The 2,742-nt window shown below is 60.6% G+C and carries 2 protein-coding genes; both read right to left on the bottom strand.

The window, feature by feature from the left end; all coding sequences use genetic code 11:
* Positions 1–353: 353 nt before the first annotated feature.
* A complete protein-coding gene (locus tag DJ74_RS01350; RefSeq protein ID WP_254921666.1) occupies positions 354–1,493 on the bottom strand; it encodes a serine hydrolase in 1,140 nt (379 codons plus the stop codon).
* A 245-nt stretch (positions 1,494–1,738) separates the two neighbouring features.
* Positions 1,739–2,518: a hypothetical protein gene (locus tag DJ74_RS01345; RefSeq protein ID WP_094525103.1), complete on the bottom strand. Its 780-nt coding sequence runs from the start codon at positions 2,516–2,518 to the stop codon at positions 1,739–1,741.
* Positions 2,519–2,742 lie beyond the last annotated feature (224 nt).

Genomic DNA, 2,742 nt, shown 5'->3' with positions numbered 1-2,742 from the left:
TTCACGATATCCCCCGACGAACTCCTTCAGAACACCGGCCCGATACATCCGTTGTGTCCGGCGGTCGAGACCGTCCCAGTCGTCGATCTCATCACACTTGGGGGCTATCCGCAGGTCGAAATGCCGGAGCGCCCAAAGCGTTTTTTAGTATCTTTGTCGTACTCAGTGTCACCCCCGAGTTCCACGAGTTGGTTTTTCTCCTCCCACCGGTCGACGTCGTAGGTAGGTGTGGGAGTATACGGATCAAGGGGGTCAGGATGTGGATCGACGCCGTCAGGGTATTGAGGGGGGGTCACTGCTGTAGAGATCGTCGCGCTCGAAACCCATCAGGGGGTGTTTCTCACCCGGGTGTATTAGCCCGTTCGCCTCAAATTCTCTGAATTGACACGTATGTTATATATCTCCAACATAGACCTAAACTGGACAGTACTGCTACCGTGGGCCACGACGAACAGGCCAACGTCCTCCTCAGGGAGCAGGGCGAACTCAGTGGCGAACTGCGGGACACCGCCACCGTGACGGACGATCCGGGTATCCCCCCGGGGTCGCTCAAAAAGCCCGAACGCCATGCCGTCGATCCGTTCGTGCGGTGTGAACCACTGCTGGTGCATCGTGTCGACCGCGCTCTCAGAAAGGATTCGTTCGCCGTCGACGACGCCGTCGTTGAGATGCGCTTGCAGCAGCCGTGCCATATCCGCGGCGGTCGTATGGAGGCCGGACGCCGGCGATACGTCGGAGTAGAAACTCACGACCTCGTCAACCGCCGTTCCATCGGCAGGTACGAGTCCGGACGGAGCCGCTTGGAACGTGCTGTTTGACATCCCGAGCGGCGCGAACACGTTCTCCGTGACGAACGAGTCGAATTGCTGCCCGGAGATGTCCGCGATCAGCTGTCCGGTTAGTGCGGCGGCGTAGTTGGTGTACTGGTAGAGTTCACCGGGGGGACGGACACGCGTCGGTACGTCTGTTGAGACCGACTCGGCGAGCGGACGGACATGCGTAGGATTGCTCACCGAATCGCCGCGCGCTCGGACCTCGAATCCCGGCGTGTGGGTGGCGAGGTGTTCGAGCGTGATCGGTTCGTCGAACGTTTCCGGGAGGTCGACGGCCTCAAGGTGGCCGTCCACGGCGTCGAATGGTGCGATCTGACCGCGATCGACAATCTGCATCGCGGCCGTCCACGTGAGCACTTTCGAGACGGAGCCGACACGAAAGAGCGTCTCGTCCGCTCGAACCGGGATGTCTTCACTCTGAAAGGCGTAACCGTAGCCGCCGGTGTGGACCTCGTCGTCGTCGACGACGGCAACTGTCAGTCCGCCCGCGTCGTGTTCTGCCAACGCGCGGGTGGCCGCGTCGTCGATAAGCGTATCCACGCTGGTCGTTTGTGTCGGTTCGGTCGATCCGCTCGCAAGACCACTGGCCGCGATGGCGGTGCCAGCACCGACGGTAGCGGACTGCGACAGGAAACGGCGTCGTGAGAGTGTGGAGGGCATCGGTAGAGGTGTGTCTGAGAGAGATTTCACGCCGTGGAGGGCGGGACGACTCGTCCGGTTGAGCTCGTGGCGGAGTTGTGAGCGGTGAAGGCGAACAGCCGGATACCTCGGGTCGACACGCCGACGATGCCATACGCGCCTCGGTGGTACCCACGGCTTGCTCACCCCCGCTTCTCTGTCTCGGGTGCGATGGTGTCAAACACACATTAGCTATCCCACATGAATTTTATCCCGCACGATCGGTCTCACACCGACCCGACGAGTGCGAGCACTCCGAGCGCGGCCACCAACCCTGATGCCGCGACAAAGAGGTCGATCCCCCACCGAAGCAGCCAGTCACGTGCCCGGCTCCCCTCCGGATGAATCCCGAACCGGACTGAGAGGTTGCGAACGATCACGACCCAAGTGACGAGCACGAACCCGAACAGAAACGGCCACACGTCGATGTCGAGTTGAACCTGTACGATGTAGATTGGGAGCACGCCGATCAGTATCGGCGTTGCTGCGATCCGAGCCATAGCCCGGATCGGTCGACGCTGCAGCGCCGGAGGGTCGCCAGCTACCAGTTCGGGGACCGACACGCCACACGATCGAAAGCTGGCGGCGATTTGACGGAGCTGTCCACGCGGTATGAGGAGCCCTTCTGGCTTCGTGACAGTGAGCGACCGGTAGTGGAGTCGTGCAGCAACGATCGGACCAAGCGGAATCAACTGCAGAGAGTCCACCTCAGTGAGGTCGATTATCTGCTCGTCAGTACCGGTCGCTACTGCGAACTGTTCGGTCTCGGGGTCGTCGAACTCGGGTTCGATCACTAAGATGCGATTCTCGGGAGTGAGCCGGTAGTAGTTCGTCTTGAACCCCGCACTCGAAAACCAGATCATCAACCACAGACACGCAAACGCGATCACGTAGGCAACGGTCGCCCGAGAGCCGAAGAGAGCTATCGACCCGAGGACCACAAGCGGTAGCACGATAAAAAAGCCGGCCCAGATCACGGGGTGCATCGTGACGATGAACGCCGCCATCCGATGCGGAAGGTGACGAATTCCGTGGAGGGTCGTCTTCCAGCTACTGTTTGCCTCTGGTCGTGCGGTACTCTTGGAGGACATATCGAACCACTCACGAGACGTCGAATTAGGTGTGGTGGTGGCAATTTCGACAGCGACCACGTCTCGATTAGTGTCGTAGCACTAACCGACACTTGACATCCTCCTCCGCCTTCAGGCGGGGGAATCCCGAGCGGTGGGAG

The organism is Halorubrum sp. Ea8 (assembly GCF_002252925.1).
Lineage (GTDB): Archaea > Halobacteriota > Halobacteria > Halobacteriales > Haloferacaceae > Halorubrum.
Note: the sequence above shows the minus strand (reverse complement) of the source record. Positions and strands in the feature narration are given on the sequence as shown.